Origin of the sequence: Vreelandella neptunia (assembly GCF_022489065.1) — a bacterium.
Classification (GTDB): domain Bacteria; phylum Pseudomonadota; class Gammaproteobacteria; order Pseudomonadales; family Halomonadaceae; genus Vreelandella; species Vreelandella neptunia_A.
In genome coordinates this window covers 401,350-427,308 of the sequence record NZ_JAKVTW010000002.1, presented here as the reverse complement: position 1 = coordinate 427,308, position 25,959 = coordinate 401,350, and the positions used below count along the sequence as shown (strand labels likewise).

The window sequence follows — 25,959 nt, the reverse complement described above, 5'->3', positions numbered from 1 at the left end:
TCAGGCTCCATTATCAGGAGACAAAACCCTTTTGGCCTCATCCAAAGATAGCGTTTCTCCACCAAAATGAATGACGGCATGGCAGTTCGGACAAACCGGCACCAGATCTTTTTCAGAATTTACTTTATATTTTTTGCCGATTTTGGAAATAGGAACGATATGATGAACATGAATAAAACCTGAGTACGCATCTCCATACCTCTCACCATAGTCAAACCCACAAAAAAAGCAGCTAGCACCATGCTCATCGATACATGCATCTCTTGCATCTCGGCTTCTTTCATACCTATTGACAAATACTTTTAAGCTTGCCCCCTCAGGGAAATCTTTTCCATTTTCTGCTTCTGTGGGGCTAATAACGATATTTTGATAATCTGATGGTAAATAACCATGTCCATTGCTTCGTTCCCGAACAACCTCAATAGAATCATTTAAATCTGTTAATAAAACATTAAACTCAGCCAGAGCTTCTGGAAAACTACTTAAATTAAATCTTGTTTCATTAATATCGTCCCAGGAACGGCCTACAGCATCTGCAAGTTTCTCCCTATCTTTCTTAGAATCTATCCTTATCCTCACACAAGATGGCTTATTTCTTCTTGGCTTTGTGATTGAAAATAATGGCCGTCCTTTAGGTTTTCCCTTTAATTTTTTTCCCGCACTAATCGCAGCCCCACCGCCTAAAATAGACTGATAGATATCGATCTTTGGGTAGGCTTCCCGAAGAGTTTTCACCACCACCTCAAGCCCGGCTCTTTCTTTCGAGGTAAGACGGAAATATAACTCTTTGACTATTTCATCGTCCCAAATTCTCATTATCTAACTCCCAACAAAAAAGAATAAAAGTAGAAACGCAATCACGCTTCATACAGTGTGTTTGGCATCCGAGGCTGCGCGCCAGTAAGCCATCGACTGTGCGGAGACAATACCCTGAGTACTACCAATCTCAATCACTGCCTGCTGGAACGCCGCTGCCAGTTTAGGTTGGTGACAAAGTGCCAAAGAACGAATTATCCGCGAAATACGCAGGTGATTATGCCCGCCTGCTTTGAGCCAAATATGATCGCGGATATTGAGGCTCGGTTGGGCAGTAATGGTGATCCCATCCCGAGTTAAACCTAAAAAGCTCAACATGACATCCAGCGAGACTCGCTGCTTTTCACGTAACGCGCTATCGTCTTGAAATACTTCACGCTCGACATCGGTCAGCCGCGGGGCAAAATGGTTAAAGCGGCCAACCTCAGGGATGGGAAAAAGCCACTGAATATAATCGTGGGTATGCTCCAACCAGAAGTGCGACAAGGCCCAGATGTCATTGATATAACGCCCCTGATGATCCGTTGCCTGGCCACGGTAAAAAGCGATCAGCGGTGTTGGATGGTGGCTCATAGCATTTCCTCGTCATCTCCTGGGTAATACAATGATTTTTCGTAATAACGACGCCATTTTACGCAACTAGCCGTAAAAATTCCCGGATTCCCTAAAGCAAGGGACAGCAATGAACGCACCAACGCCCACTACACTCTCCGTCAGCCAACTCAACCAGCGCGCCAAGCAGACCCTCGAGCGCGATGTGGGCGAGGTGTGGGTGGAGGGCGAGCTCTCTAACGTTTCCCGACCTGCCTCTGGGCATGTCTATTTCACACTGAAGGATGACCGCGCGCAGATTCGCTGTGCGCTGTTTCGTCAGCGGGCACGTTTTGTCTCGGCGCCGATGCGAGATGGCGATCAGGTCAAGCTTCGCGGGCGGGTGTCGCTGTTCGAGCCGCGAGGCGACTATCAGCTAATTGCCGATGCCGTTCAGGCCGCGGGCCTGGGAGAACTGCTGGCGGCGTTTGAGCGCTTGAAAGCGCAGCTGGAAGGCGAAGGCGTGTTTGCCAACGCCCGGCCACTGCCCTTCCCGCCCCGCAAGCTGCTGATCTTGAGCTCCGCCACCGGGGCGGCCATTCGCGATGTGTTGGCGGTGCTGGAAGCGCGCTGGCCGCTGGCGGATGTAACGCTGATTCCGGTGCCGGTACAGGGCGCTGAAGCCGCTCCGGCGATGATATCGGCGCTGGCGTTGCTCAACCGTCAGGCGCGATTGGACCCCGAGCGGGATGTGATTTTGATCACCCGTGGCGGCGGTAGCCTGGAAGATTTATGGGCGTTTAATAACGAGCACCTAGCGCGGGCGATTTTTCACTCCCGGCTGCCGGTGATGTCAGCGGTAGGTCACGAGGTGGATGTCACTCTAGCGGATTTCGCCGCGGATATGCGCGCGCCCACGCCCTCTGCCGCCGCCGAACGATTAGTGCCGGATCAGAACACTCTCAAGCGCCAGCTGGAGCATCAGCACAGCCGTTTACAGCGGGCCATGCAGTCACGGTTAGAGCGCGACAGCCAGCGGCTGGATACTCTGCGCGCCAAGCTGCGCCACCCCGGCGAGCAGCTCAACCGCCAGCGCCAGCACTTAACCGCCCTTGATCAGCGCTTGAATCGCGCCATTCAGCAAACGCTCAGCCAGCATAAAGCCCAGCTAACACAGCTGAGCAAGCGCTTAGCCAGCCAGGATATGACGCGGCTGCATCGCGCAGAAAGCGAGCGGGTGAGCCAGCTACAGCGCCGTTTGGGTGCGGCCATGCAGCGCCAGCTCAAAAACCGCCAGGCGCGATTAACCAGTGCTGCACGGGAACTCAATGCGGTCAGCCCGCTGGCGGTATTGGGGCGTGGCTATGCGATTGCCCAGGATGAACAGGGCCAGGTGATTCGACGCGCGGAAGATACCCAGCCTGGTCAGAAGCTGAAACTGAAGCTAGGTGAAGGCAGGCTAAGTGTGGAAGTTAAGCGGCGTCTAAAGACATAAGCCAAATGGCCGATACCTTATAACAATGAGAAGAGGCCATCGCCATGAAGATAGGATTTTCGTTATTTACACTGATTAACCAGCGCCAGGATAAGCCACAGTTTTTAACGTCTACTCGTGTCGCTCCTCAACAGAGCGAGCCCGCTGAAGACGACCCGTTCACTAAACGTCTTAAAAAGCAGCAGGAAGCGTTGGAGAGCTTGGCGTCTTTACCTTCTCCAAAGGAAGCCTCCCAGCAGCAGGCTACCGATAAAGTGGGCTTCCTGCGCCAGCGGATTGAAATGCTGAAAGCCATGATGGCCTTCGCCTCTCCTGAACAGCTAAAAAACATGGCCAAGGAGCTCAAGAGCATCGCCCGTGAACTTGCCGGTGCGGCTAAACTATTGAGCAATCAAGGTGGCGGCGGTGCTGGCATGACCGCTATTCCTTCAATGGTTCCAACAGCAGCAGCGCCAACAACAGTCGCTCAAGCCAGCGGGGCCGATTCAGCTGCGGCCCAAACGGGTGGCGATGAGAGCGCTGAGGCAACGGTGTCGAGTGACGCGCAGCAAGCCGAGGCCAATGCGCAAACAGCAGAGGAAGAGGCGGAACAAGAGGCCGAAAAAGCAGCGGGCGAGCCTGTAGGCGATGAATCCAGCGAGCTCGGCTTATTACCTAGCCTACCCAGCCCCATTCAGAATGAAGACAACCGCTCGAAATCCAATGGCGCCAGCGCTAGTGAACATGCACTACGCGGCGTACTGACTGACGCCCAGAAAGCGCTTCGCGAAGCGGTTAACGAACTCAAGATTCGGCTGAGTGAAGAAGACAAGGAAGCTCGTCGTGAGCTAAAGAAAGCGGAAGAAGCCATGGAAAAGACGGATCAAGCGGTTGCAGCCTCCTCTTCTGACGCCCTCTACTCCTCATTGGGGCAGTTGCTGCCTACCTCGTTAGATGACGTTTCCGTATCAACGTCGTCTATCAACATCGAGGTTTAGCGTTAAATGAAAAAGGCGCTACTCATCAGTAGCGCCTTAGCGGTATCAGCGCTGTTATCAGCAGCGCTCAAAGCATATTCAGTGACCTTTTTTCTGGTCATCCTTTGATTTCTGGCTGTCGGAATCGGGATTAACGTGATGGGTATCCGGCATTGGATTGGCATCATCGTGGTGATCGTCGCGATCTTTAGGCGCTTTTTTGTCATGCTCGGAGGCTTGAGTCATCGCTTTTTCCTTATGGTGAGGGTCTGGGTTTCCTTATTGCCCTGGCTATCTCAGCCAACCGGGCTCCTTGAATAGCGTGATAAACGCAAGAATGAAGGCTATCAATCTCACCTCCTATCCAAGCTGCTTTTACTGTAGCTGTTACTGACTAACTTGCAATGCAGCAGCGCGGCGTCCAACCAATCACCATTTTAAATATAACCATTTAAAAACAGGCAGTTGGATAATTAATAGCGTATTAAACGGACCGTATTGGGAATCCCAATAATGCTTATGGTTTGCCGCTATCGATTAGCGCTGGTAGCGGCTTTTGTGCTGACTTTTTATGCCGACTGTTCTAGCCAAACCGGTCTTGCTAAACCGTTCTTGCTAAACCGTCCCTGCTAAAAACCAGTGGCCGCATTAAGCGGCCACTGGTTTCACTCATTTTTTATCAGCCATATCAGCAATGTTAGGGCGTGTGGTTAGTCCCCGACCCTTGGGTGTTGCCGGAAGGTGTGCTCGACCCCGCCAAGCCCTGGCTATGTTTCTGATGGTCATGTTTCTGGTCATGGCTCTCAGGTGCAGAGCGCTCCGTTGTGGGCGTTGGGGTGGGTGAGCCTGCAACTCCCGCTTCCTGATGCTGTGGGGCGTTTACATTCGCATCGTTAGCGCGATGGGAATCGCCCTTAGCAGATTCGGCTTTTTCATGGGCAGATTCGGTTTTTTCATGGATAGAGTGCTGAGCCTTATCCGCTTGCGCTTGCCCGGTTTCGGCAGCCTTATGCATAACGCGGTCGCGATACTCCCCCATGTACTCATCCTCTTTCTTGGTGGCGGGGAAAATACCGCCTAAGGCAGCACCCAGCGCAAACCCAAGTGCGCCGACCACTAGCGGATGATCCTGGATAAAATCGGAGGCTTGGCTCCCGGACTGGTGAGCACGATGCTCCATATCGTGCATGCGATCGTGAGCACTGTGCTGAAGATGGGATGAAGAATTGCGCATATTATCCCCCATTTGGTGAGCCTTACTGCCCCATTGCTGTGCGGTGTGCTTGGCTTTTTCGCCTAAGTGTTGGGCTTTGTCTTTGGCACCGTCTTTCATGCTGCTGGCACCTTCTTTCGCCCGGCTCATACGGCCTTGACCATCGCTATGGCTTTCTGAACTACCGCTGTAGGTGGGCGTTCCAGCGTTGGGATGCGTGCCTTCATGCACGGGTATACCTGGCGCGCCATGGGAGCCGCTAGTGCCCGATGAAGACTGCCCACCGGTGTAAAAGCGCTGGTCGATATCAGACGCGTACTGCTGCTTGTGGTGTGGCTCATTTGGGTGACGCTGGGCCAGCATTAACCAGCCAAGACCGGCAGTGGTGACCAGAAACGGCAGCGGGTTCTGCTTAATGGTGGTGCCTAAATTAGACACGAATTCGTTAGCGCCTCCATGGCGAATATACTCATAGGAGGTATTCAACAGCTGCTGAGGAGAGAAGCGCTCTTCGATTTCATGCAGGGTAGAATCAAGGCGCTCGCGCGATTGATTGATATCCTTTTCAATCTCTTCGGGACTGCGCTGATGGTCATGATCCGTCATTTCAACTCCTCCTTGACGTTGTGCTGATGCTGTTTCGCCGTTGTTTTGTCGCTTTGCAAACTATGCATCGTACGGCTGGGCATCAAATTACGCGCCTGCAGTTTCTTCTGGCCCGCTTTAAGCATCATCACACCGATAACCGACACAACGACGCCGACAATCAACGCAGAGAGCCACGGTGTGGTCTCGGGCGGAAGCACCTCATTAAGCAGAAAGACTAACGCTGCCAACAGGGTTAAAAAGCCGCCCATCAGTACCGCACCGGCCATCGCAATCGAAGCGATGGCGCCCATCGCTTGATGGGTTTTCTCGGTCATCTCGGTCTTGGCGAGCGCGGCTTCGTTGCGCACCAGCGAGCTAATTTCCTGCATCACCGTCGACAGTAGCGTACCGACCGATGAACTTTGCGACGTGGGTTTGTTATCCGAATCCATTCTATGCCTCCCTGGCCCTTACGTTAGGGCATTCCATTTTCTCGACCCGATGAACCTACTGCTCCATTACCGGCAACGGAGCTGCCTGAAAGACTTGATGATTGGCTAACTGGTGACGCCTGCCCGGCAGGTACGTTTTCCTGCATCGGAAGACCCGTTGCGCGCTCGTCGGTGGTATTTGAATAACGTGAGTGCGAATCGTCACTATGCGAGTGCTGGCCAGAACTACGCAGAAAGCGGGAAGCCAAGAAACCCGCGGCAATAACACCACCAATAAACAGCGCGGGTTCGCGGCGGCTAAAACTCTTCGCTTCATTGCATACGGTGTTTAAATCTTTATCCCGCAAACCATGCGAAAAGCGCTCAGTGGTATCAGCAAACTTTCGTGCTTGTTTAGAAAAATAAGGCTGCTGCTGATTATCAAACTCGTCGGCCATCTTTTGCAGAACGCCGGTTAGCTTGTGGGACTGATCTGCAGCATTATCGCGTTGTTGATTGAAATAGCTTTCAGCCTGATGATGGGCCGCATCACTCACCTCATGTGCGGTATCGCGTCCTTGCTGTTTGAGCGACTCCGTTGAGTGGCTTGTCTGGTTGGGTGCGCCTGGATTGGGCTGCTTTCCTTGATCGGTCATCTGTCACTTCCTCCTTGTCGTCTCACTTATCAGCATCCGTGGTGAAACACAATCAGCGTCACTGCGAATCTATCGGGTGCACCTCATTAACGCTACGATGTTAATACCTAATACGTTAATAAAATTATGCACTTAGAGAAAATAAGCACTTATCCTAGTGAACTTATCCTCATCCTCCTTAATAGATTGATTACCTTCAAAACATAGTGCTTGATATAGCGCTTATAAAAGTTAGTCTTTTAAAGCCTAGCTCTTTTAAAGCCTAGCTCTTTTAAAGCCTAGCTCTTTTAAAACCGAGCACTTTTAAAACATAGCGCTCTTTCTATTATTGTCAATTTATGCGCGCCGCCATTTAAAAACCCATTTATTTACTTAACATAGGTTATTTATTTATCAGAATGGGGTTTTACCTTAACGCCTGTTATCGAATCTCAGCTAAATCCCTGAAATCTATAAAAGTCCATTAATTAACGGCGGCTTGCTTGTTTCTACGCCTTTGGTCTACGTTGAAGGTTGGCGAATATTCGAGGAGTGAATATTTGCTGTTTGCCTTAGGTGTTAACCATCAATGTTAACCATCAGTCATAGGTAGTAACCATCAGTTTGAACGCCACACATCCGTGCCAACAATGGAGTGACCGCACATGAGTGATCAAAAGCAACCTCCCCAGCATCAAGATAAGCAGCCGGGTGATGAGTACGCGATGCGCCCGGAGCCTGAGTACATTCGCGAAAGCTACCGCGGCACTGACAAGCTGTTGGAAAAAGTCGCGATTATTACCGGCGGCGACAGCGGCATTGGTCGTGCCGTGGCCGTGCACTATGCCCGCGAGGGCGCGGACTGCACGATTGCCTATTTAGACGAAGATAAAGATGCCGAAGAGACCAAACGGTTAGTCGAAGCGGAAGGCCGCCGCTGCTTGGTGTTAAAAGGCGATGTGGCTGAACCAGACTTTTGCCGCGATATTGTTAAGCGCACGCTCGATCACTTCGGCAAGATTAATATTGTGATCAATAATGCCGCTGAACAGTATGATTGGGACGATATTACCGAGATCCCCGATGAACAGCTGCTGCGTACGTTTCAGACCAACATTTTCAGCCATTTCTATCTCACCAAATCTGCCCTGCCGCATCTCGACAAGGGCGATACGATCATCTGCACGTCCTCTATCAACGCCTTTAAGGGCAACGCGACGCTGATCGATTACACCGCCACCAAAGGCGCTATTCAGGGGTTGGTGCGCTCGCTGGCGATGTCACTGATGGATCGCGGCATTCGCGTAAACGCCGTGGCGCCAGGGCCTGTGTGGACCCCCCTGATTCCGGCCAGCTTTGAGGATGAAAAAGTAGCCTCATTCGGCGGTCAGGTACCGATGAATCGCGCAGGCCAGCCCAGCGAAATGGGGCCTGCGTATGTTTATCTGGCCAGCGAAGAGTCTTCCTACATGAGCGGCCAGACCATGCACCTCAATGGTGGCGTGATTTTAAACACCTAAGCGTTTGTTATTCAGATATAGCGCACACATTAACGGGGCGGCCTCGAGCCGCCCCGTTAATGCGTTTCGTATAAAATCACTGACCACCGAAATATTCCCGTTCGGTAATATTTCCTTCCAGAAAGCCTCTCTAATCACTGAAAGTTACCGATCGGGAATAATCATAGCGTTTTGATCACTAATATGGTCTATCATTACCGTACGGTAATTTTATCGGACAGTCGCTATGACCTCCCAGATAGAGAGTGCAAAACGTATTCGCAGCAGTGAAGAGCTGGGCAAACTAGTTCAACAAACCCGGCGTGATCAATCATTGCTGCAAAGTGATATTGCCGGGCTTGCGGGTACAGGCAACCGCTTTATCGTCGATCTTGAACGCGGCAAGCCAACCCTGCAGCTACAAAAAGTACTCGATGTTTTGGATCTAATGGGATTGGAAGTGATTATACAGCGCAAAGGGAATCACCATGGCCGCCCATAGCGAAGCGCTTGACCTGTTCTGGGGGGAACTGCATGTCGGGCGTTTGCATAACACTCAGCCGTTGCGGTTTGACTATACTCAGGAGTGGCTAGCCAATAACCAAGCGAATAGCCTTTCGCCCCAGCTACCGCTGACTCAACAACGACATAGCGGCGATAGTGTGCTGGCCTACTTCGAAAACCTACTGCCTGAGGGCGAACTACGTCGCTATATTGAGCTACGCCACCACACCACCACTGTTTTTGGTCTTTTAAAGTCGATTGGCGGTGATACGGCGAGTGGCTACACCCTACTCCCGCAAGGTGAAACGCCTCGACCAGCCAGCTATCGCAAGACGGACTGGGAAGCTATAAACGACTTTCTGCATAATGAAACCCAGGGTGAATTAACCGGGCAACTTGCTCCCCAAGCGCGAATTTCATTAGCGGGCGCTCAAACTAAACTGCTGCTAATGGTACTCGCTGATGGCAGCCCGGCGCTGCCTGAAGGGGCCGCGCCTTCAAGCCATATTTTGAAACCGGATATCCGTGGTTTGAAAGGCGTGTGGTGTTCTGCGCTTAATGAAACGCTCTGTATGCAACTAGCCGCCGCGTTAGCGCTAGGGGTAGCTGAAGCTACCTTCCAGCCTCAAACACGCGCCTGTTTAGTTAAGCGCTATGACCGGTTTTATGATGAGCACGGCAACTTACAGCGTTATCACCAGCTAGATATTTGCCAATTAGCAGGGACACCTTCCACCCTCAAATACGAAAGCGACGGAGGGCCTGGCCTCATTGAGTGTCGGCAGTTACTTCAGGCGGCGGGTGTTCCCGCAAAAGACCTGCTGCGTTTTTCGCAGTGGTTTTTTTTCAACCTGTTTATTGGTAACAATGACAGCCACGCCAAAAACCTCTCTATATTGCAAACGCCTCAGGGCGTTCAACTAGCCCCGTTTTACGATCTCATGTGCACGACGCTCTATAGCGGTCTCTCGAACCGCTTTGCATTTCGAGTGTCTGGCATTGATCAGCCCGGCAGTATCGAACGCTCACACCTTGCTTCTCTCGCCCAGGCGTTGGGATTTAAACCTGCATACTTCATGAGCTTAGGCGCACGTCTCGCCGATGAAATACTCAGCGTTTTACCCACTGTGATAGAGGCATTGCAGGAGGTCGCAACGCCAGGTACAGAGCATGTATTGTTAGAGCGCCTGTCTCGGCGCATTAAACAAAACTGCCAAAAAATGACAAAACACTGGTCGGTTTAAGTCAGCTTCTCACCGCCGCCTGGGGATAGCCGTCGCATAGGTATTGAGATGCAAGAGGTGTTCATCCGCTTGCTGCAACGCCTCTAGCGTTTTGGGCCGATCGAATTCTGCCAATAAGTTGCATAGCACTTCGGAGACAGCTAATGCGGGGGTTAGCGTATGGAAAAAGCTATCGCTTTCCGTGGGGCATAGAACGACCTGCTCTGACAGCGCTACCAGCGGCGAGACTTCACTATCAGTAATGGAAACAATGCCTACCCCCTGCGCTTTTGCCAACTGGGCCAGTTCCAGCGCCCCTGCTGCATAAGGTTTGATGGAAATAACGAGCAAGACATCCTCAGAGGTAGCGCGGATTAACGCGTCTCCGCCGGTTCCTCCAGGCCCATCCAGGTGCACCGAACGCTCGCCTAGCAGGGTCATCACGTAATGGAAGTGCCAGGCAACGGCATGGCTGGAACGTAAACCCAGCACGTACACCTTTCTCGCTGACTTTAGCCTATCGGCCGCTGCTTCCAGCCGCCGTAGCGAATCGGGCTCACACAGCTTTTCAAGCTGGACACTTAGCCCCTGAAGCATATGCGAGGCGATATCGCTTACTCCCCTTTCACTGCCTTCATCCACCCGCTTTTGAACCTTGGCCGCAAAGCCATCGCCCCCCTCGCGTAACGCCGCGGCATACTGCGCCCGCAGTTCGTCGTAGCCTGGCAACCCCAAGAATTTGGCCAGCCGTGTCATGGTGGCGGGTTGTACAGCGGCATGGCGCGCCACTTCGCGCATGGACACCAGCGCCACGTCCTGCGGATGCTCAAGAACGTAGCGCGCGGCCTGCTGCAGCTGTGCAGACATGGCATCGTACTGGGCAATCATCTGCTCTCTCAGCGAATCGCTCGGCTGCATAGTCGTTGGCTCTGTGAAGAAATAAGGGTTGGCTCTGCGAACAAATGATCTATATGTTTCATATGTTATTTTAATGATTTATTTGTTGCAAATATCTTTGTGAGTATGTCAATCTCATTGTCATGTGAGCTGCTCACCGTTTTGATCATGGGGAAAAGAGACTATGACGCGTATTCTTCACCGCAGTATCGGCGCGCAGTTGCCTCATGCTGCATCAGCACAGGGAGTCTATATCACGGATACTACGGGGCGCCGCTATCTGGATGGCTCAGGAGGCGCTGCGGTCACCAGCGTCGGTCATGCCCACCCGGAAGTGCTGGCTGCCATGCGCTCACAGATCGATAGCCTCTGTTACGCCCACACTTCATTCTTCACTACCGATGCCGCCGAAGCGCTAGCCGAAAAGTTGGTGGATTTGGCTCCAGACGGGTTGGATTACGTCTACCTGGTGTCGGGTGGGTCAGAAGCCGTTGAAGCGGCGCTGAAAATGGCCCGGCAGTACTTTGTCGAGATCAATCAGCCTCAGCGGCGGCATATCATCGCCAGACGCCAGAGCTACCACGGCAATACCATCGGCGCATTGGCCACTGGTGGCAACGCCATGCGGCGCCAGCAGTTTCAGCCTATCCTGCCAGAAACCCACCATGTATCGCCTTGTTATGCGTATCGCGATAAGGGCAGCGATGAATCGCCCGAGGCCTACGCGGCGCGGCTTGCCGAAGAGCTTGAGGCGAAAATTCTCGAACTTGGCCCTGAAGAGGTCATGGCCTTCGTTGCCGAACCCGTGGTCGGTGCCACCTTAGGGGCGGTCGCCTCCGAGGCGGATTACTTCAAGCGCGTGCGTGCCATTTGCGATAAATACGGCGTACTGCTGATTCTCGACGAAGTGATGTGCGGCATGGGAAGAACCGGCACCGTCTTCGCCTGTGAGCAAGATGGAGTCGTCCCGGACATCATCACGATCGCCAAGGGTTTGGGTGGCGGCTACCAGCCGATCGGCGCGGTGATGCTATCGGCCAACCTCTACGCCAGCTTCGCCAATGGGTCTGGGCTTTTTCAGCATGGCCATACCTATCTTGGCCACCCTGTGGCTGCCGCAGCCGCTAACAAGGTGGTGGAGATCATTGCCCGGCCGGAGACACTGGCGAATGTTAATAAAATGGGCATGAGATTGCAGAGCGGCCTTGAAGCGGCGCTCGATGCATCGCCCCATGTGGGTGATATTCGCGGCAGGGGCTTGTTTCACGGTATCGAGGTTGTCGCGGATAGGGAAAGCAAAACGCCTTTTGACCCGGCTCGCAAGCTTCACGCTAAGATCAAGCGGCAGGCGATGGCGCGTGGCCTGATCAGCTACCCGATGGGCGGCACCATTGATGGCATTCACGGCGACCATATCCTGCTGGCACCGCCTTATATCATTGCGCCTGACGAAGTAGATCTGATCATTGAGCGTATCGTCGGGGCCATCGACGCCGCCATTGCAGAGTAATAACACGACAACTATCTGAATAACGATCTAACTGGAGTTCACCCATGCCACCGTCCCCCTGCCCGCCCATTTCTGACGCCAACTGGCCTGAGGAGATCGCTGACTTACGCGAGGGCTTTGCTGGCGCGCTCAATGTGTATCGCACCATGGCCCATCACCCGGCTTTGCTTAGCGCCTGGGCGCCCTTGCGCCAACACGTCGTTAAGGAGAATGCGTTAGGCCCAGCGCTGACCGAAGTGGTGATATTACGCGCGGCTCTGCGTATGGGCTCCGCCTACGAGTGGGCCCATCATGTGAGCCGGGCGCTCGCCCTGGGGTTCTCCGAACGCCGCATTACGGCTATTCGCGGTACACCCGAAGGCATCGACGGCCTTATCGTCACCGCTGTGGATGCGTTATTCGATGAGCGCATGCTGGCCAAGGCGCAGGAAGCAGAACTTGCCGAGGCGATCGGGCGTAAGGCAGTAATCGATCTGATCGCCATGGTGGGTTTCTATTCGGTGCTGGGCTACCTGCTCAACACCTACGACACACCGATCGATGAAGCTGTTCAACAAGAAGCGCGACAACAGCCGGCGATGTTTTCGCTGATGCCGCGTGAAGCTAGTTGATCCAACCCGTTAATCCAGCGCTGTGAATAAGCGCATTACGCTAACTGCTTGACTAACACCTTCGATTTACGCGCGTGATTGTAGGTTTCGCGCTTTAGTGGCGGGAGATCTTCCAGGCTGGCGGCGCGGAAGCCGCGCTCTACAAACCAGTGGGCGGTGTGGGTGGTCAGCACGAACATTTCGTTTAAGCCGCGCTGGCGGGCACGGCGCTCCATGGCTTCCACCAGACGCTCGCCGCGCTCGCCGCCACGGTAGCTGTCGTGCACGGCCACGCAGGCGAGTTCGGCAATGCTGGTATCGGGGAAGACATGCAGCGCGGCGCAGCCGATCACCATACCGTCGCGCTCGATCACCATGTAATCATCGATTTCGTGCTCCAGGCGCTCCCGGGAGCGGGCGACCAGCATGCCCCGCCGCTCTAGCGGTTCCAGCAGTTCCAGCAGGCCCGCCACATCGTTCAGCGTTGCGGGGCGCAGCTGTTCGTAGCGGTGCTGGGTAATCATGGTACCCACGCCATCACGGGTGAACAGCTCACCTAGCAGGGCGTCATGGTTGTGCCAGGAGAGCAGATGCGTACGCGCCACGCCTTCCCGTGCGGCGGTGCAGGCGGCCTGTAAATGGCGGGCTAACTCACTGCCAGGAACGGCATTGGTTAAACGCGGCTCGGCTTCTGCTGGCGAGAGTTGGCGCAGTAGCGCGCCGTGCTCATCTTCCAGCCCCTCCGACTCACCGAGCAGAATCAGCTTGTCGGCTTTCAGCGCGACGGCGGCGTGCTGGGCGACTTCGGAGGCGTCCAAATCGAACACTTCGCCGGTACTGGAGAAGCCCAGCGGCGGCAGCAGCACCAATGAACCTTTTTCCAGCAGACCTTCAATGGCGCTGGCACGCACCCGACGCACTTCACCGCTGTGGTCGAAATCGACGCCTTCACGCACGCCTAGTGGCTTGGCGGTCACCAGGTTGCCAGAGATCACGCTGAGCTCTACACCGTGCAGCGGGGTGCTGGGCAGGCCCAGCGACAGCCGCGCTTCCAGCCACAGCCGCTGGCGGGCGGCGACCTGCTCTACATGGGCCATCACGGCGCGATCCGCTACCCAGCGGCCGTCGATACGGGTGGGCTCAACGCCCGCGGCGGTGAGCGATTCATGCACCTGGGGGCGAATACCAAACACCACGACCAAGCGCACGCCCAGGGTGTGCAACAGGGCTAAATCTTGAATCAGTTGCTCCCCGCGGCCAGACGCCATCGCTTCGCCTTCAATTAAGATGACAAAGGTTCGCCCCCGGTGAGCATTAATGTAGGGGGAGGCGTTACGAAACCAATCAACAAAGGGGAAGCGCGTATCCAAGGGCCGCTCTCCGGCAGCAGGTGAAAGAAACATCAGACGTTTACCACATTCAACTGGGTTACTTTACCAGAGCACAAAAAACAGCGGCACCTTCTAATGCAAATCTGCTGAATCTAATGCAGATAAACATGAAGATGCCGCTGTGATGTTCCCGCTCAGGTACTTCTTAACGTCTTTCGAGCCGTGGCGTACTGCGTTTTATAGGCACTGCTTATTAGCTATTAGCCAACCAGTGGTTAGCCGAACATGCCTTTGAACATAAAGAAGAACAAAATCGCAAGGCCAGCACCGGCGGGTAGCGTGATCAGCCACGACATGGCAATCGTGCCGATAACCCGCAGGTTCAACGCCGCCATACCGCGTGCAAGCCCCACCCCAAGAATCGCCCCTACCAGCGTGTGGGTAGTGGAAATTGGCAGGCCCGTGCCAGAAGCCAGTACGACCGTGGTGGCCGCCGCCAGCGTGGCAGCAAAGCCACGGCTGGGGGTAAGCTCGGTAATACCGGTACCCACGGTCGCGATGACTTTATGGCCGTAGGTGACCAGACCCACGACAATACCGCCGCCGCCAAGTACCAGTACCCACCAAGGCACCAGCGCAGAACCACCAATTTCGCCGCCGGTTTGTACTACGCTGATCACCGCTGCCAGCGGGCCAACCGCATTCGCCACATCGTTTGAACCATGTGCAAAGGCCATGGCACAGGCGGTGAAGATCATCAACACGCCGAACACGCGCTCTACGTTGGCATAGCCGAAGTGATCATTTGCGTTGTGCTCGAACTTGATACGCCGCTGCATAATCAAGCCGATACCCATAATCACCAACCCCAGCAAAATTGACAGCAGCAGGCTCTGATTAAAGGTTAAGTCCAGCCCCACATGGGACAACCCTTTCGTCAGCGTGACCATCGAAACGATAAAGCCCACCAGAAACACATAGCCCGGCACGTAGCGTTTAGCAGCCGTGAACGGGTTGGCATCTTCAAAAATCAGGTGGTGAACTGATTTAAACAGCAAAAAGCCAATGGTGCCCGCCAATAAGGGAGAAACCACCCAGCTCGCAGCAATCGTGCCTACGGCGCCCCAGTCCACTGTGGAGGGGCCTAACCCTGCAACAGCAAAGCCCACAATCGCGCCGACAATCGAGTGCGTCGTGGAAACCGGCCAACCTTTCATAGACGCTGCAAGCAACCACGTACCCGCCGCCAGCAGTGCTGCCAGCATGCCGTATACCAACAGCTGAGGATCGTCTTGCAGTAGTTCGGGGTCGATAATACCTTTACGAATCGTATTGGTAACCTCGCCACCGGCTAGCCAGGCGCCGAGAAATTCAAAAACAACAGCGATCAAGATCGCTTGTTTGATGGTGATCGCTTTCGACCCCACCGAGGTTCCCATCGCATTGGCGACATCATTCGCACCAACGCCCCAGGCCATAAAGAAGCCAAACAAACAGGCCAGGATAATGAAGATTTCACCGTACTGGGCAATAATCAGCATGAAGATCCCCTTAGCGGGCGGTCAGTATCTGCAGACGGCTACCCACGCGCTCAGCGCGATCGGATAGTTCGCCAACCCATTCAATGATTTTGTAGAGAAAGATCACGTCCACTGGCGGTAGCTGGCTCTCAAGCGAGAACAGTTGGCGACGGATCGTCACTTGTTGGTCATCGGCTTGGTGCTCAAGGGTGTGCAGTTCACGGATCATGTTCTGCATGACGTCGGAGACGTTTTTTCCAAAGCCGGACTCAAGCAGATCCTTGAGTTCTTCCAGTGCCTGGCGGGCTTGGGCAACACAAGCAACACTGGTACGGATGTAATCGCGCATTGCATCGGCCAATTCATCCGGCACGCGCATTTTACGCCCCAACATAATGCCGGTAATGTCACGCACCTTGTTGGCGATCTTGTCCTGCACGCTGATCAGGTCGAGCAGATCGGAGCGCGACACCGGAAGAAACATGGTGTTGGGCAGGTTCAACCGCAGCTCTGTTTTCAGCGTATCGGCGTCATGCTCTAAGCGGGTGACGTTTTCGCGCAGCTCAGCCGCTTTGTCCCAGTCATCAGCCAGCGTTGCTTCAAAAAACGGCAACAGCAGATCGGCACATTCATTTGCCTTGACGATATGGGCCAATAACGGCTGGAATGGCGAGCGGCCAAACATCGAAGAAAAAGGATTGGAGGTAACCATAATGCCTTTTAGCCTGTTTTCGGGAAGCCTGGAAATGGCGGCGCCAGTATAAAGAGTGCGCCCGCCGCCGTCATGAAAAGTTCATAAATGTAATCAAATATTCATTTAAATGTCACGATAACGAGGTGGCGAGCGTCATGAAAAACCCAATCCCCATGGAAGTAGAACTGAAACTTGCCCTTGCACCAGAGGGACCTGCCGCGCTGTGTAACCACCCGTTTCTAGTATCGAAACCCTCACACCAGCACACGTTGACCAATACCTATTTTGACACCCCGGAAGGCGATTTAGCGAAGGCGCATATTGCGCTACGCCTGCGCAAAATAGATGGCAAAGTGCTGCAAACGGTGAAAACCGCAGGCCAGGGCGGCGGCGGATTATCTCAACGACAGGAGTGGGAGTGGCAAGTTCCTGACCACGAACTGGATCTGGTAGCTCTTGCCGAACTGCTCCCCTTTCAAGGCCAGCTTAGCAGCGTGCTACATGCCCTCGCCCCCCAACTCAGCACCGATTTTACGCGGCGCAGCTGGCAGCTAACCGATGGCTTAGTAAACCCAGGCGCGATAGGCCAGCGCAGTCATATCGAGCTGGTGCTGGATGAGGGCGAAATTATTAGCGGTGGCTACCGCACGCCCATTCGCGAGGCAGAACTTGAATTAAAGGACGGCGACCCGGAAGCGCTGTGGGCATTGGCACTGACACTTTCAGAACAGGTACCGCTGCGCCCTTCAGATAGCAGCAAAGCATCTCGGGGCAATGCACTTAGCAACCAGCACTGGCCACTTCCCGAGGCGCACTCACCGGCTGAGTGGCTACACCGCGCAACGCTGGCGCTGGATGCCTACCACGACAGCCAGCAGGCAAGCTTTCTAAGCGATGCCCAACAGGCGTTAGCCACTCTCGCTGACCACCCCGCGCTGGATGACAACGCCCGCGTGTACGCTCAGGCGTTACCCGGCGGCTTAGATGCCCATGGTCAGCCCAGCACGGCTTACGGTAACGCTGCGTTGGCACTGGCCCATCGCTTGGCGTACCAAACCGAGCTACGCTAACGGCTTAATGCTATTTCAGGACTGTTTTTAAGGACCGTATTGAGGCCCACTTCAGGATGATGCGATGAATTTAAACTTAACCCCCGGTGCGGAAGGCCTACGCGCTCAACTGTTTCATATTATTTTCGAATCCGACACACCGGGCGCTAAAGCCTTTGATATTGCCTTGATCGGGGCTATTTTGTTGAGTGTCGCGGTCATCCTGTTGGGTAGTATCGAGATTTACGCCGAACGCTACGGGCCCATTTTCTTCTACATCGAGTGGGCATTAACGATACTGTTCAGCTTAGAGTTGTTAGTTCGCATTTACTGCCTTGAGCGCCCCTTGCTCTATCTAAAAAGCTTTTATGGAATCGTCGACTTAATCGCTATTTTACCCACTTGGCTAGTGCTACTGGTCCCTGGCGCTCATGGGCTGGTGATTGTTCGCTTGCTGCGAGTGCTGCGTATTTTCCGCATTTTGCGCCTGATGGAGTTTGTCGGTGAAGCCAGCCTGCTACTCGACGCGTTAAAACGCAGTCTGCGTCAAATACTGCTATTTTTTTCTGCCATTTTCATGGTGGTCACGCTGTTCGCGGCGTTGATGTACACCATTGAGTCACCGGAAGCGGGCTTCACCAGTATTCCAATGTCGATGTACTGGGCCATCGTTAGCATGACCACCGTGGGCTACGGCGACATCGTCCCCGCCACCGCGTTGGGTAAAGCGATTACCATGATCTTGATGCTGCTGGGCTACTCGATTATTGCTGTGCCCACCGGGGTATTCTCCGCTCAGGTGATCCGCTCAATACGTGAGGATCGTTACTCCGAGGAAGCCTGCCCCGGCTGCGGGCACGACCGCCATGATAAAAAAGCCCGCTACTGCCTGCGCTGCGGGACTTGGCTCGATGAAGACAGCGAAGACCCGCGTAAGAAAGATGAGAACCAAGATGCGTCCTCTGACTAGCTAATGTCTAACCCTAGGCCTGGAAGGGCGTGATATCCCCGCGCCCTTCGCGAATGATGGTCGGGGGCAGTTCGCGCAGGTCAATCACGCTGGTGGGGTCTAAATGGCAGGCGCCACCGTCGATAATGGCATCCAAGTGCGCACCAAAACGCTCGCGAATCTCTTCTGGGTCATTCATGGGCAGGTCATCGCCCACGGGAATCAGCGTGACGCTCATCAACGGCTCGCCTAGTGCGGCCAGCAGCGCGTGGGTAATGCGGTGATCCGGTACGCGCACGCCGATGGATCGACGCTTAGGATGAAGCAGCAGGCGCGGCACTTCAGACGTGGCATCAAGAATATAGGTGTAAGGCCCTGGCGTATGCGCTTTCAACAACCGAAAAACATCGTTATCCACTTTAGCGTAGGTACCGATTTGCGATAGGTCGGAACATACCAGGGTAAAGTTGTGTTTATCATCCAACGAGCGCAGCCATTTAATCTTCTCGATGGCCTTCTTCTCGCCCAAATGGCAGCCCAGTGCGTAACCTGAATCGGTGGGGTAAGCGACCACACCGCCTTTACGAATAATCGCAATCGCTTGATCGATCAGCCGCTTTTGTGGATTTTCTGGATGAATCTGAAAATATTGGCTCATTTAGTTACTCCTGATCGTAAGCTTTATTCATACCGCACTCATATAGCATAGTGTAAGCACTCAATGAATCGTGTAAGCGCGCAGCGAATCACCCTGCCGAAAGCACGCCAGCGGGCGAATCACGTAGGTGTGCCAAACGCGGGTGCTGCCATATAGGCGGTGCTGCCGTTCGGGGCACTAAACTCATGCTGCCGGGGGCCGCGTGACTTCCAGGAAAATGGAAGTCGCTGCCCATGGAGGCGTACAGCTCGCGCTCGACTAATTGACGTGCCAGATCACGAGTGCTGTCCGGGTTCTGCTGTCCGCTGACTAGCTCAACCGCCTGCCCGCCTGCTGCTTGGAACGTATCCATTAAGAGACCGCGCTTGCGCCGCGTTAAGCCATGACGCAGCGGGTGAGCAATCACCGCGACGCCACCAGAATCGACAATCCAGCCCACCGCTTCGCTGATTTCCGGCCAGTGGGCTTTCACATCCCCCTTCTTGCCGCTGCCCAGATAGCGCTTAAAGGCGCTGGCCCAATCAGGCACCAACCCTTCTGCTACCAGCGCGCGGGCAAAATCTGGGCGGCCTAGGGGGCGGTCGCTGCCTGCATGAAGGCGGGCTTTTTCCAGCGCATTCGTTAAACCGACCTTTTCCAGCCGTTCGGCTATCACTTCCGCACGCTGGATACGCGCTTCACGCTGTTGAATCAGGCCATCCACCATTGGCCCCTGCAAGCCGCCAGGCATCAGCGCGACCACATGGATATTCACACCCTGCCAGCGTGTGGATAACTCGCAGCCGGGGATAAGACACAGCCCGGCTTGCGCCGCGGCCTGGCCCGCTTCTTCAATGCCGTCCATGGTATCGTGGTCGGTGAGCGACATATGCGTCAGCCCGCGCTCGGCGCACAGCGTTACCAGCTCGGTGGGCGATAGCGCACCATCAGAAGCGGTGGAGTGCATGTGCAAATCAACGGGGTAGCGCTGATCGGCATCAAAAGTATAAGGAAGTCGGGACATAAATGACGCCGTGTGGAGCAGTTTGTCAGAATGCGCTTTTCAGCTGTGAATAAATCGTTCGCAATGGGTAAGATATGGTGCGCGCTTCTACCAGCGCGGTCAATGAACGCCCACGTTGCATCCCCTTTTTATCAAGGAGTTATCCCCAAATGCTGTATGCCATTATCAGTGAAGATGTGCCCAATAGCCTAGAGCGTCGCCTAGCCGCTCGTCCTGATCACTTGGCCCGTTTAGAAGCACTGCGCGATGAAGGCCGAGTGATACTAGCTGGCCCCCACCCGGCCATTGACGCTGAAAACCCCGGCGATGCTGGCTTTTCAGGTAGCTTGGTGGTGGCCGAATTTGACAGCTTGGAAGACGCTAAGTCTTGGGCTGATGTCGACCCATACATGATTGCAGGGGTCTATGCCAAGGTAATTGTTAAGCCGTTCAAAAAAGTTTTACCTTGACCCTAATAGGCGAGTGTGGAGGGTCCGTCGGCTTTTTCACAGAGCCTGTGGAAAACTCTGTGCAAACCCGGCGGACGCTTTGCGCTAAGCCAGAGATAGCGCCAGCGCCGACAAATTGATCATTTTTTAACCAGCTTTTCATCAATACGGATACCCGCGTGACCCATCGTCCAAACGCCTTGCCTCCGCTTGCGGCATTAACCACGCCAATTCTTACCTGGAATGAGGGAGCGCCCCATTCACAAGCGTTTGACGACATCTATTTCACTCGGGGTGATGGTCGCGCTGAAACCGAGCATGTCTTTCTCGGCGCGAACCATCTTCCTGAGCGTTTTGCCAACTGGGACATCGAACGGCCTTTTGTGATTGGCGAAACCGGCTTTGGGACGGGGCTGAATATGCTCTGCGCCTGGGCCTGTTTTGAGCAACATGCGCCCGCCAGTGCTCGTCTGCATCTGTTATCCACAGAGAAATTCCCCTTTGAGCGAAGCGCACTGGAGCAAGCCTTGGCGAGCTGGCCTTCCTTGGCCGCTTATGCACAGGTGCTATGCACCCAGTGGCCTTCCGCTGTGAGCGGCATTCACCGCCTGCACCTGACCGATCGCGTCACGCTTGATCTGCATTTCGGCGATACCACCGAGCGCCTGGAGCAGTTGGATGGCCAGGTCGATGCCTGGTTTTTAGACGGTTTTGCGCCTTCCAAAAACCCGGATATGTGGCAGCCAGAGCTGTTTAACGCCATGGCCGCTCGCTCGCGCCCCGGCGCAACGTTCGCCACTTTTACCTGTGCTGGCATCGTTAAGCGCGGCTTGAAAGCAGCAGGCTTTAGCTGGAAGAAAGTACCGGGCTATGGCCGCAAGCGGGAAATGCTCGCAGGCAGTATTGAAACGCCGCCGGTGGATCAGCGGCGCCAGTCCACGCCCTGGTTTACGCCACCGCCCTTGGCGGCGGTAAAGCATGTGGCGGTCATTGGCGCGGGGCTGGCCGGTAGTACGGTGGCGGCAGCCCTAGCGCGGCGCGGCCTCCAGGTAACGGTTATCGATCGCGAAGCCCCCGGCGCGGGCGGTTCAGGCAATCGCCAGGGCGCGCTATACGTAAAGCTAGCCGCCGAAACCAATCATCAAAGCCGTGTCTATCTTACCGGGCTGCTGTATAGCCAGCGCTGGCTTTCACAGCAACGTGCCGCCCACGCTTTGTGGCAGCCCTGCGGCGTGGTGCAGCTGGCGAGCACCGATAAAGAAGCCCGCCGCCAACAGCGCTTTATTGAGCTGCACCCGCTGCCCAGCGATATCGTCACCGCCATGGAGAACCCGGCGTTATCGCAAACGGCGGCGATTAACATCAACGCTCCTCACGGCCTGTTTTATCCACAGGCGGGCTGGGTTCGACCCAAAGCGCTGTGTGAGCACCTGCTTAGCCAGCCAGGAGTGACCTTTCAGCAGGGCGATGTTAGCTCGCTTGCCCAGCGAGAGAGCGGTTGGCAGCTCAGTTTGGCCGATGGTCGCACGTTGGAAGCGGATCAAGTGGTGATTGCCAGCGCGCATTTGGCCAACCAATTTGCGCAAACGGCTGAGCTGCTGCTGCAGTCGGTGCGCGGCCAGATAAGCGAGATAACGCTACCCGATGGCATAACAGGCCCAGCTCGCGTGGTATGCGCCGGTGGTTATGTAGCGCCTGCTCTGGATGGCGTGCTGACGTTTGGCGCCAGCTTTGTACCCAACAATGCGACAAACCATGTGACGGACGACGATCATCAACGCAATATTGATGAGCTGCGTCAAACGCTGCCCGCGTTGGTAGCGGAGTTGGAACAGGCGGGTATTGCGTTGAGCCCAGAGAAACTTCAGGGCCGTGCTGCGGTGCGTGCGGCAAGCCCGGATAAAACCCCTTACGCAGGGCCAGTGCCGATAGCAGAGGCATGGCGGGAAGACTATTCACTGCTGAGCAAAGATGCCAGCCGCGTGACCGACACACCCGGCGAGCACTATGCGGGGTTGTGGATATCCGCTGCACACGGCTCACGCGGGTTGGCGAGCGCCCCGCTATGTGCCGAGGTGATCGCCTCACGCATGTGCGATGAACCGATGCCGCTAGAAGCGCCGCTGGTGGACCATTTACACCCAGGGCGGCGCATTATTAGCGCTATTATTCGCGCTCAATAATCGCCCTCTTCTTCGTCATCGGCAATATCTCGCCCAAACGAACGCCAGCGAGCCAGGGTCATGACTTCGGTCATCTCTAGCTCAAGGTCGTGGGCAATAATCAGCTCATTGCGCTCTAGCTGCTTTTTCAGTTCAGCGACCCAGCCGTGCATCCCCTCACCCGTGGTGTCGGTGGTGTCATAACCCTGGCGGGTCACAAATGCCTCTAACAGGGCATCGAGGGTTTCCGGTGGCAGCATTCTGGCGGGGACTTCAATAAAACGGCTCATTAACCCTGCTCCCACTCTGCCAAACGTTCAATAAAGGTCGCTTCATCGATCACTTCTACACCCATCTGTTCGGCTTTGGTCAGTTTACTCCCGGCGGCTTCGCCAGCGACCAGACAGGTGGTTTTTTTCGATACGCTGCCCGCTACCTTGGCCCCTAACGCCTGCAGGCGTGCCTTACCCTCATCCCGTGTCATGGTGCTTAGCTTCCCGGTGAGAACCCATGTAGTAGATGCTAGACTCTTTTTAAAATTTTTATCTTTTGCAGTAGGTAATGAAACCTTATTAGGTATAGATGAAGAAACTCTTTTTTTACCCGCAGAAGTTCTTCCAAAAAAAACTTCACTATTGCCATTAATCACCTTCTCCGCCAAACCTGAAGATGACATTTCAACAATAAAGCTCATCAGTTGTTCTTCATTAGACCCATAAGTAAATGCTCCACTAGCTAAATCTCTTAAATGTTTACAAGGTCTTTTCTCACCAAGTTGGTAAGCAGGACAAGAGCAAGAAACTTTATAGCCACCTGAAACATCATATAACTTTACTGCGTAGTCCCTGCTACCACGGTATACGGCTGAAAGAACTTCAATCACTCAGGCCTCCGACGATTTCTTGAAATCTCTTTTCATCAACCACTTCAATACCTAATTTTTCAGCCTTGTCTTTTTTAGAACCGGGATTATCACCTACAAGTACAAAGCTGGTCTTACTTGAAACGCTCGATGAAACCTTAGCGCCTTCCATTTGAAGCTTTTTCTTTGCCTCATCTCTAGTGAGATTTACCAAAGTTCCAGTTATAACCCAGATCTGATCCTTTAACGGCTGGGAGCCTTTCTCGGAAAAAGCCAACGCCTGAGTCCAGTGAACACCCAACTCAATTAATTGTTTTTCTATCTTTAAATACTTTTGATAAAACTCTTCATCCTCAACTTTTGAAGTAATCCCAACAATAGCCTTTTTCGAAAAATTTATTTTATTCGATGAAAAACAAGACCTTGCATCTTCAAAAAAATCTGAAATGGAATCATAAGCAGCTTCAATCTTGCTCGCCGTACCTGAAGCAACACCATCAAACTCCATTTGTAAAATTATCTTACTCATTCTCACACTAGAAGCCAGATCAGCACTAACACCATAATCTTTTTCGTCGGGAACACCTATACTTACAAGCTTTTTCACATCTTCAATATTGTGCGAATCTTTAAAAAACTCATAGAAACTCTCAGCAGCAGCCCAGCCAACATCTGGAACAAAAGAAAGAATTTCTGGATATATATAAAAACATCTTTCCACAAAACCTAAGCTTTCACCAATAACTCGAGAAGCTTCTGCGCCAACATTAGGAATGCCCAACGAGAATATAAATCTTCCCAGCTCTATATTTCTTGCACTATCGAGAGAAAATTTAATATTTTTTGCAGAAAGTTCTCCATAACCCGGCAGATCTTTTAAATAGAATTCATCTAAAAGATACAAATCACTAAGATTATTCAGCTTGCGATCATCAACAAGCTTTTTAATCAGTGATATTCCAACACCCTCTATATCAATAGCATTTCTAGAAACGTGATGCTTAATAGTTTCAACAAGTTGTGCGGGGCACACTAATTTACCTACACATCTATAAGCTGCCCCAGGCTTCGGTATTTTTTTATTTTTAAGTTTTTTATATAAAGTAACTTTTTCTATATTTGATCCACATATTTCGCAAAATGTAGGAAATACTATTTTATCGCCATTATTTTTTTTAACCACACTAACTATTTGAGGTATTACATCACCGGCTCTGCGCACACTGACCAAGTCGCCTTTTCGCAAGCTGAGTCGTTCTATCTCATCTGCGTTATGCAGCGTGGCATTGGAAACCGTCACTCCAGCGACCGTGACCGGCTCGAGCCGCGCCACCGGCGTAATTGCCCCGGTGCGGCCGACCTGAAACTCGACATCGTTCAGCGTGGTAACCTCTTCCTGGGCAGGATATTTAAACGCTACCGCCCAGCGTGGGGCGCGAGCAACAAAGCCCAGTTCACGCTGGTGGCGCAGATCGTTTACCTTGATCACCACACCGTCGATATCAAATCCCAGCGCATCACGCTTTGCGCCCAACTGCTCACAATAATCGGCGACCGCCTCGGGGCCTTTAACGACTTTTAGCTCTGAACTGGCGCGAAACCCTAATGAGGATAACCGCGTCATTAATTCACTGTGGCGGGTATCACCCAAGTCCGGCTCCAAACGCGCAGCCTGATAAGCGTGGAATTCCAGCGGTCGCTTGGCGGTGATGCGCGGATCTAGCTGACGCAGGCTGCCTGCCGCCGCGTTACGCGGGTTGGCAAATACCTTGCTGCCCTCTTCCCGAGCGCGCTCGTTCAGCGCCTCAAAGCCCGCATGGCGCATAATGACCTCGCCACGCACTTCCAATAGCTCAGGCACGTTTTTACTCATTAACTTCAGCGGCACCGAACGCAATGTGCGCAAGTTGGAAGTAATGCCTTCGCCCGTGCGGCCATCGCCACGGGTTGCGCCGCTAATCAACACACCCTGTTCGTAAACCAGCGATACCGCCGCACCATCCAGTTTCGGCTCGCAGGTAAACTCCACCTCGTCTGCCGTGCACTCCAGGCGTTCGGCCACTCGCTCGGCGAAGGCATGGATATCGTCACGGCTAAAAGCGTTATCCAGCGACAGCATCGGAATCGCGTGGGCCACAGAGGGAAAACCATCCGCTGGGGCGGCGCCGACACGCTGGGTAGGCGAATCGCTGGTGACCAGCTGAGGATATTGGGTTTCCAACTGCTGCAGCCGCTGCAGCTTGCGGTCATAGTCGGCATCCGTCAGCTCGGGATCATCCAGTACGTAGTAGCGATAGTTCGCCTCATCCAGAGCGGCCCGTAATTGGGAGATCTCGTCCAGGGCTTGAGAATCAGACTGACTCATTAGAATAGGTTCCAGTACTGGCTAAAAGCGGCAACAAAAATACAGAGCTC

25 protein-coding genes and 2 pseudogenes are annotated in these 25,959 nt (G+C 53.8%); 11 read left to right on the top strand and 16 right to left on the bottom strand.

Annotated elements, in window-relative coordinates:
* Both MLE19_RS06145 and MLE19_RS06140 read right to left on the bottom strand, forming a co-directional pair.
* Complete coding sequence (locus MLE19_RS06145) at positions 1-816, bottom strand: HNH endonuclease (RefSeq protein WP_240717175.1); 816 nt, start codon at positions 814-816, stop codon at positions 1-3.
* A 48-nt stretch (positions 817-864) separates the two neighbouring features.
* A complete protein-coding gene (locus MLE19_RS06140; RefSeq protein ID WP_240717174.1) occupies positions 865-1,389 on the bottom strand; it encodes an opioid growth factor receptor-related protein in 525 nt (174 codons plus the stop codon).
* Positions 1,390-1,498: 109 nt separating this feature from the next.
* Between MLE19_RS06140 and xseA the strand changes: the two genes are divergently transcribed.
* Positions 1,499-2,842 (top strand): exodeoxyribonuclease VII large subunit, encoded by a 1,344-nt coding sequence (xseA, locus tag MLE19_RS06135; RefSeq protein WP_240717173.1) that lies wholly within the window; start codon positions 1,499-1,501, stop codon positions 2,840-2,842.
* A 44-nt stretch (positions 2,843-2,886) separates the two neighbouring features.
* Entirely contained in the window at positions 2,887-3,819 is a 933-nt protein-coding gene (locus MLE19_RS06130; protein WP_240717172.1) for a hypothetical protein, read from the top strand.
* 78 nt (positions 3,820-3,897) lie between these two features.
* On the opposite strand, the gene MLE19_RS06125 is transcribed toward MLE19_RS06130, so the two are convergent.
* From MLE19_RS06125 to MLE19_RS06110, 4 genes are all read right to left on the bottom strand, one after another.
* A complete protein-coding gene (locus MLE19_RS06125) occupies positions 3,898-4,044 on the bottom strand; it encodes a hypothetical protein (RefSeq protein WP_008959023.1) in 147 nt (48 codons plus the stop codon).
* A gap of 451 nt (positions 4,045-4,495) precedes the next feature.
* On the bottom strand, positions 4,496-5,617 hold the full coding sequence (locus MLE19_RS06120; RefSeq protein ID WP_240717171.1) for a DUF3618 domain-containing protein: 1,122 nt from the start codon (positions 5,615-5,617) through the stop codon (positions 4,496-4,498).
* The gene (locus MLE19_RS06115; RefSeq protein ID WP_008959026.1) at positions 5,614-6,051 is read right to left on the bottom strand and encodes a phage holin family protein; all 438 of its coding nucleotides are present in this window, start codon (positions 6,049-6,051) and stop codon (positions 5,614-5,616) included. Before MLE19_RS06115 ends, MLE19_RS06120 begins: the two co-directional genes overlap by 4 nt.
* A gap of 23 nt (positions 6,052-6,074) precedes the next feature.
* Positions 6,075-6,686 carry a hypothetical protein gene (locus MLE19_RS06110; protein WP_240717170.1) on the bottom strand — a complete coding sequence of 204 codons (612 nt, stop codon included), beginning with the start codon at positions 6,684-6,686 and terminating at the stop codon, positions 6,075-6,077.
* A gap of 644 nt (positions 6,687-7,330) precedes the next feature.
* Between MLE19_RS06110 and MLE19_RS06105 the strand changes: the two genes are divergently transcribed.
* The 3 genes from MLE19_RS06105 to MLE19_RS06095 all read left to right on the top strand — a co-directional run bounded on the left by MLE19_RS06105 (position 7,331) and on the right by MLE19_RS06095 (position 9,912).
* The gene (locus tag MLE19_RS06105; RefSeq protein WP_240717169.1) at positions 7,331-8,185 is read left to right on the top strand and encodes an SDR family oxidoreductase; all 855 of its coding nucleotides are present in this window, start codon (positions 7,331-7,333) and stop codon (positions 8,183-8,185) included.
* A 226-nt stretch (positions 8,186-8,411) separates the two neighbouring features.
* On the top strand, positions 8,412-8,666 hold the full coding sequence (locus MLE19_RS06100) for a helix-turn-helix transcriptional regulator (protein WP_008959029.1): 255 nt from the start codon (positions 8,412-8,414) through the stop codon (positions 8,664-8,666).
* Positions 8,653-9,912, top strand: a complete 1,260-nt coding sequence (locus MLE19_RS06095) for a type II toxin-antitoxin system HipA family toxin (protein WP_240717168.1) — start codon at positions 8,653-8,655, stop codon at positions 9,910-9,912. The genes MLE19_RS06100 and MLE19_RS06095 overlap by 14 nt, the downstream gene beginning before the upstream one ends.
* Positions 9,913-9,921: 9 nt before the next feature.
* Here the strand turns inward: MLE19_RS06095 and MLE19_RS06090 are convergent, their stop codons facing one another.
* Positions 9,922-10,809, bottom strand: a complete 888-nt coding sequence (locus MLE19_RS06090) for a MurR/RpiR family transcriptional regulator (protein WP_240717167.1) — start codon at positions 10,807-10,809, stop codon at positions 9,922-9,924.
* Positions 10,810-10,972: 163 nt separating this feature from the next.
* Here MLE19_RS06090 and MLE19_RS06085 point away from each other — a divergent pair, with 163 nt between their 5' ends.
* Both MLE19_RS06085 and MLE19_RS06080 read left to right on the top strand, forming a co-directional pair.
* Complete coding sequence (locus tag MLE19_RS06085; RefSeq protein ID WP_240717166.1) at positions 10,973-12,298, top strand: aspartate aminotransferase family protein; 1,326 nt, start codon at positions 10,973-10,975, stop codon at positions 12,296-12,298.
* Positions 12,299-12,342: 44 nt separating this feature from the next.
* Entirely contained in the window at positions 12,343-12,909 is a 567-nt protein-coding gene (locus MLE19_RS06080; protein ID WP_240717165.1) for a carboxymuconolactone decarboxylase family protein, read from the top strand.
* A 35-nt stretch (positions 12,910-12,944) separates the two neighbouring features.
* Here MLE19_RS06080 and argA read toward each other — a convergent pair whose 3' ends face one another.
* The 3 genes from argA to MLE19_RS06065 form a co-directional block, all read right to left on the bottom strand.
* Entirely contained in the window at positions 12,945-14,258 is a 1,314-nt protein-coding gene (argA, locus tag MLE19_RS06075) for an amino-acid N-acetyltransferase (protein WP_101148038.1), read from the bottom strand.
* A 236-nt stretch (positions 14,259-14,494) separates the two neighbouring features.
* Positions 14,495-15,760 (bottom strand): inorganic phosphate transporter, encoded by a 1,266-nt coding sequence (locus tag MLE19_RS06070; protein ID WP_008959035.1) that lies wholly within the window; start codon positions 15,758-15,760, stop codon positions 14,495-14,497.
* A 10-nt stretch (positions 15,761-15,770) separates the two neighbouring features.
* Positions 15,771-16,451, bottom strand: a complete 681-nt coding sequence (locus MLE19_RS06065) for a TIGR00153 family protein (protein WP_008959036.1) — start codon at positions 16,449-16,451, stop codon at positions 15,771-15,773.
* A gap of 137 nt (positions 16,452-16,588) precedes the next feature.
* On the opposite strand from MLE19_RS06065, the gene MLE19_RS06060 reads away from it, so the two are divergent.
* Both MLE19_RS06060 and MLE19_RS06055 read left to right on the top strand, forming a co-directional pair.
* Positions 16,589-17,503 (top strand): inorganic triphosphatase, encoded by a 915-nt coding sequence (locus tag MLE19_RS06060; RefSeq protein ID WP_240717164.1) that lies wholly within the window; start codon positions 16,589-16,591, stop codon positions 17,501-17,503.
* Between the two features lie 64 nt (positions 17,504-17,567).
* The gene (locus MLE19_RS06055; RefSeq protein WP_240717163.1) at positions 17,568-18,452 is read left to right on the top strand and encodes an ion transporter; all 885 of its coding nucleotides are present in this window, start codon (positions 17,568-17,570) and stop codon (positions 18,450-18,452) included.
* Positions 18,453-18,465: 13 nt separating this feature from the next.
* Here MLE19_RS06055 and MLE19_RS06050 read toward each other — a convergent pair whose 3' ends face one another.
* Positions 18,466-19,089, bottom strand: coding sequence for an L-threonylcarbamoyladenylate synthase (locus MLE19_RS06050; RefSeq protein WP_240717162.1), 624 nt, complete (start codon positions 19,087-19,089; stop codon positions 18,466-18,468).
* A gap of 88 nt (positions 19,090-19,177) precedes the next feature.
* Entirely contained in the window at positions 19,178-20,092 is a 915-nt protein-coding gene (locus MLE19_RS06045) for a PHP domain-containing protein (RefSeq protein WP_240717161.1), read from the bottom strand.
* A gap of 149 nt (positions 20,093-20,241) precedes the next feature.
* On the opposite strand from MLE19_RS06045, the gene MLE19_RS06040 reads away from it, so the two are divergent.
* The gene (locus tag MLE19_RS06040; RefSeq protein WP_240717160.1) at positions 20,242-20,541 is read left to right on the top strand and encodes a YciI family protein; all 300 of its coding nucleotides are present in this window, start codon (positions 20,242-20,244) and stop codon (positions 20,539-20,541) included.
* A gap of 158 nt (positions 20,542-20,699) precedes the next feature.
* Positions 20,700-22,703 carry a bifunctional tRNA (5-methylaminomethyl-2-thiouridine)(34)-methyltransferase MnmD/FAD-dependent 5-carboxymethylaminomethyl-2-thiouridine(34) oxidoreductase MnmC gene (gene mnmC / locus MLE19_RS06035; RefSeq protein WP_240717159.1) on the top strand — a complete coding sequence of 668 codons (2,004 nt, stop codon included), beginning with the start codon at positions 20,700-20,702 and terminating at the stop codon, positions 22,701-22,703.
* On the opposite strand, the gene MLE19_RS06030 is transcribed toward mnmC, so the two are convergent.
* The 4 genes and pseudogenes from MLE19_RS06030 to ligA form a co-directional block, all read right to left on the bottom strand.
* A complete protein-coding gene (locus MLE19_RS06030) occupies positions 22,697-22,972 on the bottom strand; it encodes a YheU family protein (protein ID WP_176303260.1) in 276 nt (91 codons plus the stop codon). The two genes, mnmC and MLE19_RS06030, sit on opposite strands and share 7 nt — an antisense overlap.
* Positions 22,972-23,208: pseudogene (locus tag MLE19_RS06025) on the bottom strand (BRCT domain-containing protein); the annotation flags it as partial. The gene MLE19_RS06030 and the pseudogene MLE19_RS06025, both read right to left, overlap by 1 nt.
* A 231-nt stretch (positions 23,209-23,439) precedes the next feature.
* Positions 23,440-23,565, bottom strand: a pseudogene (locus MLE19_RS23190) (hypothetical protein); the annotation flags it as partial.
* Entirely contained in the window at positions 23,558-25,909 is a 2,352-nt protein-coding gene (gene ligA, locus MLE19_RS06015) for an NAD-dependent DNA ligase LigA (protein ID WP_240717158.1), read from the bottom strand. The gene ligA and the pseudogene MLE19_RS23190, both read right to left, overlap by 8 nt.
* Positions 25,910-25,959: the final 50 nt, after the last annotated feature.

Coding starts and splice junctions, on each gene's coding strand:
- MLE19_RS06145 (WP_240717175.1), bottom strand. CDS start 816: ATGAGAATTTGGGACGATGAAATAGTCAAAGAGTTATATTTCCGTCTT.
- MLE19_RS06140 (WP_240717174.1), bottom strand. CDS start 1,389: ATGAGCCACCATCCAACACCGCTGATCGCTTTTTACCGTGGCCAGGCA.
- xseA (WP_240717173.1), top strand. CDS start 1,499: ATGAACGCACCAACGCCCACTACACTCTCCGTCAGCCAACTCAACCAG.
- MLE19_RS06130 (WP_240717172.1), top strand. CDS start 2,887: ATGAAGATAGGATTTTCGTTATTTACACTGATTAACCAGCGCCAGGAT.
- MLE19_RS06125 (WP_008959023.1), bottom strand. CDS start 4,044: ATGACTCAAGCCTCCGAGCATGACAAAAAAGCGCCTAAAGATCGCGAC.
- MLE19_RS06120 (WP_240717171.1), bottom strand. CDS start 5,617: ATGACGGATCATGACCATCAGCGCAGTCCCGAAGAGATTGAAAAGGAT.
- MLE19_RS06115 (WP_008959026.1), bottom strand. CDS start 6,051: ATGGATTCGGATAACAAACCCACGTCGCAAAGTTCATCGGTCGGTACG.
- MLE19_RS06110 (WP_240717170.1), bottom strand. CDS start 6,686: ATGACCGATCAAGGAAAGCAGCCCAATCCAGGCGCACCCAACCAGACA.
- MLE19_RS06105 (WP_240717169.1), top strand. CDS start 7,331: ATGAGTGATCAAAAGCAACCTCCCCAGCATCAAGATAAGCAGCCGGGT.
- MLE19_RS06100 (WP_008959029.1), top strand. CDS start 8,412: ATGACCTCCCAGATAGAGAGTGCAAAACGTATTCGCAGCAGTGAAGAG.
- MLE19_RS06095 (WP_240717168.1), top strand. CDS start 8,653: ATGGCCGCCCATAGCGAAGCGCTTGACCTGTTCTGGGGGGAACTGCAT.
- MLE19_RS06090 (WP_240717167.1), bottom strand. CDS start 10,809: ATGCAGCCGAGCGATTCGCTGAGAGAGCAGATGATTGCCCAGTACGAT.
- MLE19_RS06085 (WP_240717166.1), top strand. CDS start 10,973: ATGACGCGTATTCTTCACCGCAGTATCGGCGCGCAGTTGCCTCATGCT.
- MLE19_RS06080 (WP_240717165.1), top strand. CDS start 12,343: ATGCCACCGTCCCCCTGCCCGCCCATTTCTGACGCCAACTGGCCTGAG.
- MLE19_RS06070 (WP_008959035.1), bottom strand. CDS start 15,760: ATGCTGATTATTGCCCAGTACGGTGAAATCTTCATTATCCTGGCCTGT.
- MLE19_RS06065 (WP_008959036.1), bottom strand. CDS start 16,451: ATGGTTACCTCCAATCCTTTTTCTTCGATGTTTGGCCGCTCGCCATTC.
- MLE19_RS06060 (WP_240717164.1), top strand. CDS start 16,589: ATGAAAAACCCAATCCCCATGGAAGTAGAACTGAAACTTGCCCTTGCA.
- MLE19_RS06055 (WP_240717163.1), top strand. CDS start 17,568: ATGAATTTAAACTTAACCCCCGGTGCGGAAGGCCTACGCGCTCAACTG.
- MLE19_RS06050 (WP_240717162.1), bottom strand. CDS start 19,089: ATGAGCCAATATTTTCAGATTCATCCAGAAAATCCACAAAAGCGGCTG.
- MLE19_RS06045 (WP_240717161.1), bottom strand. CDS start 20,092: ATGTCCCGACTTCCTTATACTTTTGATGCCGATCAGCGCTACCCCGTT.
- MLE19_RS06040 (WP_240717160.1), top strand. CDS start 20,242: ATGCTGTATGCCATTATCAGTGAAGATGTGCCCAATAGCCTAGAGCGT.
- MLE19_RS06030 (WP_176303260.1), bottom strand. CDS start 22,972: ATGAGCCGTTTTATTGAAGTCCCCGCCAGAATGCTGCCACCGGAAACC.
- ligA (WP_240717158.1), bottom strand. CDS start 25,909: ATGAGTCAGTCTGATTCTCAAGCCCTGGACGAGATCTCCCAATTACGG.